Below are 6,346 nucleotides of genomic sequence, written 5' to 3' on the forward strand. Positions count from 1 at the left end.
ATGGTGGGTCGTGTGGGATTCGAACCTACGACCAATTGGTTAAAAGCCAACTGCTCTACCAACTGAGCTAACGACCCAAAAATGGTCGGGGTAAGGGGATTCGAACTCCTGACATCCTGCTCCCAAAGCAGGCGCGCTACCGGACTGCGCTATACCCCGGTTTGAAATTGGCTCCGTGACCAGGACTCGAACCTGGGACCCAATGATTAACAGTCATTTGCTCTACCGACTGAGCTATCACGGAACTACACATTTCAATTTACAACTTTGAAGCTTTACAGCGTTCTCTTCAACCCGTTCGCATCGCTGCGTTCGTGTGTCTGAGGCGCGCTATTCTACAATCTTCAGAACCTCTGTCAACCCCCTAAATTGCTTTCAAGTTAATGATTTGCAACTTATTTTGGATTCCTGCTTGGGGAGCGGAAACCCTGGCGGGTGACTTACTGCGGGGCGCACTTTACAAGCCTTTTCCTTTGAGTTCAACAGCCTAACGAAAAAAAGGCCTCGCGATGCGAACAATGTTGTTCTTGTAGGAGCGAGCTTGCTCGCGATGGACTCACGAGCGCCACGTTTAGCCAGTAAACGCGCGTTATCGTTAACGACCATCGCGAGCAAGCTCGCTCCTACAGAGGATCAGACGAAGACGATTTCGTCGTTTTCCACCACACCGTGTGCGGTATCGCCCGGCATGAATCGACCGGAGAGAATCAGCTGCGCCAGCGGGTTCTCGATCCAGCGCTGGATCGCTCGTTTGAGCGGCCGTGCGCCATACACCGGGTCGTAACCGACCGCGATCAGCTTGTCCATGGCCTCAGGGCTGAGCTCAAGCTTCAGCTCGCGTTCGGTCAGGCGGCTGCGCAGACGACCCAACTGGATCTCGGTAATGCCGGCGATCTGATCCCGCGCCAACGGCTCGAAAATCACCACTTCGTCGACCCGGTTGATGAACTCCGGCCGGAAGTGGCTGGAAATCGCATCCATCACCGCCGCGCGCTGCGCCTCACGATCACCGACCAGTTCCTGGATCTGCACCGACCCCAGGTTTGAGGTCATGACAATCACGGTGTTCTTGAAATCCACCGTGCGGCCATGGCTATCGGTCAGACGGCCGTCCTCGAGCACTTGCAGCAAGATGTTGAACACATCCGGGTGCGCCTTCTCGACTTCGTCCAGGAGGATCACCGAATACGGCTTGCGACGTACGGCCTCAGTCAGGTAACCGCCCTCTTCATACCCCACGTAGCCCGGTGGCGCACCGATCAAGCGAGCCACGGAATGTTTCTCCATGAACTCGGACATGTCGATCCGCACCATCGCCTCTTCGGTATCGAAGAGGAATTCGGCCAGCGCCTTGCACAGCTCGGTTTTACCGACACCGGTCGGGCCGAGGAACATGAACGAGCCACTCGGGCGATTCGGGTCGGACAACCCGGCGCGGGAACGCCGCACCGCATTGGAAACCGCAACCACCGCTTCGTCCTGGCCGATCACACGCTGGTGCAACAGACTTTCCATCTTCATCAGTTTGTCGCGCTCGCCTTCGAGCATTTTCGACACCGGAATACCGGTCCACTTCGACACGACTTCGGCGATCTCTTCTTCAGTCACCTTGCTGCGCAGCAACTGGTTTTCGCTTTTGCCATGCTGGTCGACCATTTGCAGGCTGCGTTCCAGATCCGGGATCACCCCGTACTGCAACTCGGCCATGCGGTTCAGGTCGCCCTTGCGACGGGCCGCTTCCAGTTCCTGACGGGACTGCTCGATTTTCTGCTGGATCTGCGCCGAACCCTGTACCTCGGCTTTTTCCGAGTTCCAGATTTCTTCGAGATCCGAGTACTCACGCTCATGACGAGCGATTTCTTCCTGCAATTTTTCCAGACGTTTCTTCGCCGCGTCGTCGCTTTCTTTCTTCAGCGCCTGGGATTCCACCTTCAGCTGAATCAGGCGACGCTCCAGGCGGTCCAGCACTTCCGGCTTGGAGTCGATCTCCATGCGGATACGGCTGGCGGCTTCATCGATCAGGTCAATGGCCTTGTCGGGCAACTGCCGGTCAGTGATGTAGCGATGGCTGAGCTTGGCCGCGGCAATGATCGCGCCGTCGGTGATCGCCACCTTGTGGTGAACCTCATAACGCTCTTTGAGACCACGCAGGATGGCGATGGTGTCTTCTTCGCTCGGCTCGTCCACCAGCACTTTCTGGAAACGTCGCTCGAGAGCGGCGTCCTTCTCTATGTATTGGCGGTACTCGTTGAGCGTGGTGGCACCCACGCAGTGCAGTTCACCGCGGGCCAGTGCCGGCTTGAGCATGTTGCCCGCATCCATCGAGCCTTCGCCCTTGCCGGCGCCGACCATGGTGTGCAGTTCGTCGATGAACAGGATGATCTGCCCTTCCTGCTTCGACAGCTCGTTGAGCAACGCCTTGAGCCGTTCTTCGAATTCACCGCGATACTTGGCACCGGCAATCAGCGCCCCCATGTCCAAGGACAACAGGCGCTTGCCCTTGAGGCCATCCGGCACCTCGCCATTGATGATGCGCTGGGCCAGGCCTTCGGCGATAGCGGTTTTACCCACGCCGGGCTCACCGATCAGCACCGGGTTGTTCTTGGTGCGACGTTGCAGCACCTGGATGGTCCGGCGAATTTCATCGTCTCGGCCGATCACTGGATCGAGCTTGCCGTCTTCGGCGCGCTTGGTCAGGTCGACCGTGTATTTGTCCAGGGCCTGGCGTGCTTCCTCGTGGTTCGGGTCGTTGACGGCCTCGCCACCGCGCAGGTTGTTGATCGCATTTTCCAGGGCTTTCTTGCTCACGCCCTGGCCGAGCAACAGCTTGCCGAGCTTGCTGTTCTCGTCCATGGCGGCAAGCAACACCAGCTCGCTGGAGATGAACTGGTCGCCTTTCTGCTGGGCCAGACGATCGGCCTGATTGAGCAAGCGCGCCAGATCCTGCGACATGTTCACATCGCCGGTCGGGTTCTGGATTTTCGGTAGCTGGTCGAGCTCTTTGGTCAGCTCTTTACGCAGGCTGTTGACGTCGAAGCCCACCTGCATCAGCAGGGGCTTGATCGAGCCGCCCTGCTGTTCGAGCAAGGCTTGCATCAAGTGCGCCGGTTCAATGGCAGGATGATCGTGGCCGACAGCCAGGGATTGGGCATCGGACAACGCTAACTGCAGTTTGCTGGTTAAACGGTCTATACGCATGGGTCACCTTCCTTTTGAGCAGGCCGGACCTATAAAACATCCTGAATGAAGAAACCTGCCAGATACCACAATAGATGTGGTCGATTCTGGGAGTTTCAAGCGTCGTGACGTTGATGCAGGTCAGGCAAGTCTAGCGTTCGAGCCAGATAAGGGAGGCAAACCGACCAGTGCGAGGACTGCGGCGGTAAGAAAAGAAGCGTGGGTCGGAAACGGTGCAGAATCCGCCACCATAGACGGCAGTGATGCCACGAGCAGCCAGACGCAAACGCGCCAGCTTATAGATGTCGGCCATGAACTTGCCGGCGTTTTGGCTCGGGACAAAAGCTTCCGCCGCTTGCGGCAACTGCTGAACGAAGGTCTCACGCACTTCCGGACCGACTTCAAAGGCTTGCGGGCCGATGGCCGGGCCGAGCCACACCAATACTTCAGCGGACGGAACGGCCAGACTGTCGAGCGTGGCTTCCAGCACACCAGCTGCCAACCCGCGCCAACCGGCATGAGCTGCCGCGACACGCGTCCCGGCACGGTCGCAAAACAGTGCAGGCAGGCAATCGGCGGTCATCGCTGCGCAGGCGATGCCCGGCGTTGATGTCCAACTGGCATCAGCCATATCCACTCGGCCCGGATCGGCATGAGCCACGACGATGCCGTGGACCTGCTGCAACCAGGCCGGTTGAATGGAAAAGTGCTTGGTAAGACGCCGGCGATTTTCGGCAACAGCTTCGGGGCTGTCGTCGACGTGATCGCCAAGGTTGAGGCTGTCGAACGGCGCCAGACTGACGCCGCCCGCACGGGTGGTCACACAGGCTTTGACCCCGGCCGGCGCGGGCCAGTCAGGAATCAGCCAGTCACTCATCCGATGAACGCCTCGCGGTCTTGCTTGAGCAGGGTCAGCAACCAGACGAAATCTTCCGGCAACGGCGACTCCCAGCTCATGCGCTTACCGGTGGTCGGATGATCCAGTTCCAGGAAACGCGCATGCAGCGCCTGACGCGGGAAGTTTTTCAGGGATTCGACCATCGTTGGGTTGGCGGCCGGCGGGATGCGGAAACGACCGCCGTAGGCAGGATCTCCGACCAACGGGTAGTTGATGTGCGCCATGTGCACGCGAATCTGGTGCGTACGACCGGTTTCCAGCTTCACCCGCACATGGGTGTGGGAGCGGAATCGCTCGAGCACGCGGTAATGGCTGACGGCTTGCTTGCCACCTTCCATCACGGCCATGCGCTGGCGTTGCTGGCCGTGACGACCGATCGGCGCATTGATCTTGCCGCCAGCGGTCACCACACCAATCACGATGCACTCGTAGATCCGGCTGACACTACGGCTCTGCAGCTGTGTAACCAACTGCGTCTGCGCTTGAATGGTCTTGGCCACCACCATCAGACCGGTGGTGTCCTTGTCCAGGCGATGCACAATACCGGCGCGGGGCACATTGATGATGTCCGGCACGTGGTGCAGCAAGGCGTTGAGCAAGGTGCCGTCGGCGTGACCGGCAGCCGGGTGCACCACCAGGCCCGCAGGCTTGTTGATCACCAGGATGTCGTCGTCTTCGTAGACGATGTCCAGGGCAATGTCTTGAGCGACCCATTCGCCCTGAGCTTCCTGCTCGGCAGTCAGCTCAAGGATGGCGCCGCCGTGGACGATGTCTCGCGGGCGGATAACCGCCCCATCCACAGTCAGGCGGCCGTCTTTGATCCAGGCGGAAAGGCGCGAGCGCGAGTGCTCAGCGAATAATTGTGCGGCGACTTGATCGAGGCGTTGGCCGCCCAATTCGGACGGCACCTCTGCGCGAAGTTCAATTTTATCGGACATGCTCAGACTAGGCGTCGGCACAGCCTTTGGTTTCGGCTGCGCGCTTGTGGTTAAATACGGCGTCTTTTGCCCCGAGGCTATTCAACGGGGCGCTCATCATAACAGGACGGCCACGCCCAAGACAGCGGCCGTCATAGGGACGCAAGCCGCCATGCAAGTGAAACACCTGCTGCTGATCGCCATCCTCGCATTGACCGCTGCTTGCTCATCGAAGGAAGTCGTAGACGAAAACCTCAGTGAAGTCGAGCTGTACCAACAGGCTCAAAAAGACCTGGACAACAGTAGCTACACCAGTGCCATCGCCAAGCTGAAGGCTCTGGAATCGCGTTATCCGTTCGGTCGCTATGCCGACCAGGCGCAACTCGAGCTCATCTACGCCAACTACAAGAACACCGAGCCAGAAGCGGCCAAATCCGCTGCGGAGCGCTTCATTCGTCTGCACCCACAGCATCCGAACGTCGATTACGCCTACTACCTCAAGGGCCTGACTTCTTTCGACCAGGACGTCGGCCTGCTGTCGCGTTTCCTGCCGCTGGACATGACCAAGCGTGACCCCGGCGCCGCCCGCGACTCCTATAACGAGTTCGCCCAGCTGACCAGCCGCTTCCCGAACAGCCGCTACTCGCCAGATGCCAAGCAGCGCATGATTTATCTGCGCAACCTGCTGGCGGCCTACGAAATTCACGTGGCCGACTATTACCTGACCCGTCAGGCCTATGTCGCCGCCGCGAACCGCGGCCGTTACGTGGTGGAAAACTTCCAGGAAACCCCTTCGGTCGGCGACGGCCTGGCGGTGATGACCGAGTCCTACCAGCGCCTGCACCTGGACGAACTGGCGGCCACCAGCCTGGAAACCCTGAAGCTCAACTACCCGAACCACCCGACGCTGGTGGACGGTCAATTCGTACCGACCGTGGCCGAAGCCGACAACCGTTCGTGGCTGAGCAAGGCGACCCTGGGCCTGATCGAGTCCCGTCCGCCGCTGCCACCGGGCGAAACCCGCGCCAACCAGGACGTACAGCGGCAGTTCCAGGACGCCAAGGACGCGATCCCGAGCGAGCTCAAGCCTAAAGACGGCAATGGCGACGCGATCGAAGAAGAAAATCATGAAGCGGAAGGCAACAACAGCGACCGTTCGTGGTTCAGCTACATGACCTTCGGTGTGTTCGACTGACACCTCGGGTTGTGCGATCAGTTAGGCGAACCCAGACGCTACGCCTTCCTTGTAGCAGCTGGCGTAGCCGGCGTCCGGCTGCGCAGCAGTCGTAAAATCAGAGTTCGCGGTACGTCAGAGAGATCGTGCAAGCCGGATTTACGACTGCTGCGCAGCCGG

4 protein-coding genes and 3 tRNA genes are annotated in these 6,346 nt (G+C 59.4%); 1 reads left to right on the forward strand and 6 read right to left on the reverse strand.

The genetic code is table 11. The annotated features are described in order from the left end of the window. Window position 1 precedes the first annotated feature (1 nt). The 6 genes from AC07XF_RS28715 to rluD all read right to left on the reverse strand — a co-directional run bounded on the left by AC07XF_RS28715 (window position 2) and on the right by rluD (window position 5,013). Window positions 2-77: transfer RNA gene (locus tag AC07XF_RS28715), tRNA-Lys, on the reverse strand. Between the two features lie 5 nt (window positions 78-82). Beyond that, a tRNA-Pro gene (locus tag AC07XF_RS28720) sits at window positions 83-159 on the reverse strand. Window positions 160-168: 9 nt separating this feature from the next. Next, window positions 169-244: transfer RNA gene (locus AC07XF_RS28725), tRNA-Asn, on the reverse strand. Between the two features lie 389 nt (window positions 245-633). Further along, the gene (gene clpB, locus AC07XF_RS28730; RefSeq protein WP_495029215.1) at window positions 634-3,198 is read right to left on the reverse strand and encodes an ATP-dependent chaperone ClpB; all 2,565 of its coding nucleotides are present in this window, start codon (window positions 3,196-3,198) and stop codon (window positions 634-636) included. A 130-nt stretch (window positions 3,199-3,328) separates the two neighbouring features. After that, a complete protein-coding gene (gene pgeF / locus AC07XF_RS28735) occupies window positions 3,329-4,054 on the reverse strand; it encodes a peptidoglycan editing factor PgeF (protein ID WP_495029216.1) in 726 nt (241 codons plus the stop codon). Continuing rightward, complete coding sequence (rluD, locus tag AC07XF_RS28740) at window positions 4,051-5,013, reverse strand: 23S rRNA pseudouridine(1911/1915/1917) synthase RluD (RefSeq protein WP_007990414.1); 963 nt, start codon at window positions 5,011-5,013, stop codon at window positions 4,051-4,053. The genes pgeF and rluD overlap by 4 nt, the downstream gene beginning before the upstream one ends. A 151-nt stretch (window positions 5,014-5,164) precedes the next feature. On the opposite strand from rluD, the gene AC07XF_RS28745 reads away from it, so the two are divergent. Next, window positions 5,165-6,187, forward strand: coding sequence for an outer membrane protein assembly factor BamD (locus AC07XF_RS28745; protein WP_495029217.1), 1,023 nt, complete (start codon window positions 5,165-5,167; stop codon window positions 6,185-6,187). Window positions 6,188-6,346 lie beyond the last annotated feature (159 nt).

It is taken from the genome of Pseudomonas sp. GW821-FHT01C01 (genome assembly GCF_059422645.1).

Excerpts from the sequence above, each read along its gene's own strand:
- pgeF (WP_495029216.1), bottom strand. The coding sequence starts at position 4,054 with ATGAGTGACTGGCTGATTCCTGACTGGCCCGCGCCGGCCGGGGTCAAA.
- clpB (WP_495029215.1), bottom strand. The coding sequence starts at position 3,198 with ATGCGTATAGACCGTTTAACCAGCAAACTGCAGTTAGCGTTGTCCGAT.
- rluD (WP_007990414.1), bottom strand. The coding sequence starts at position 5,013 with ATGTCCGATAAAATTGAACTTCGCGCAGAGGTGCCGTCCGAATTGGGC.
- AC07XF_RS28745 (WP_495029217.1), top strand. The coding sequence starts at position 5,165 with ATGCAAGTGAAACACCTGCTGCTGATCGCCATCCTCGCATTGACCGCT.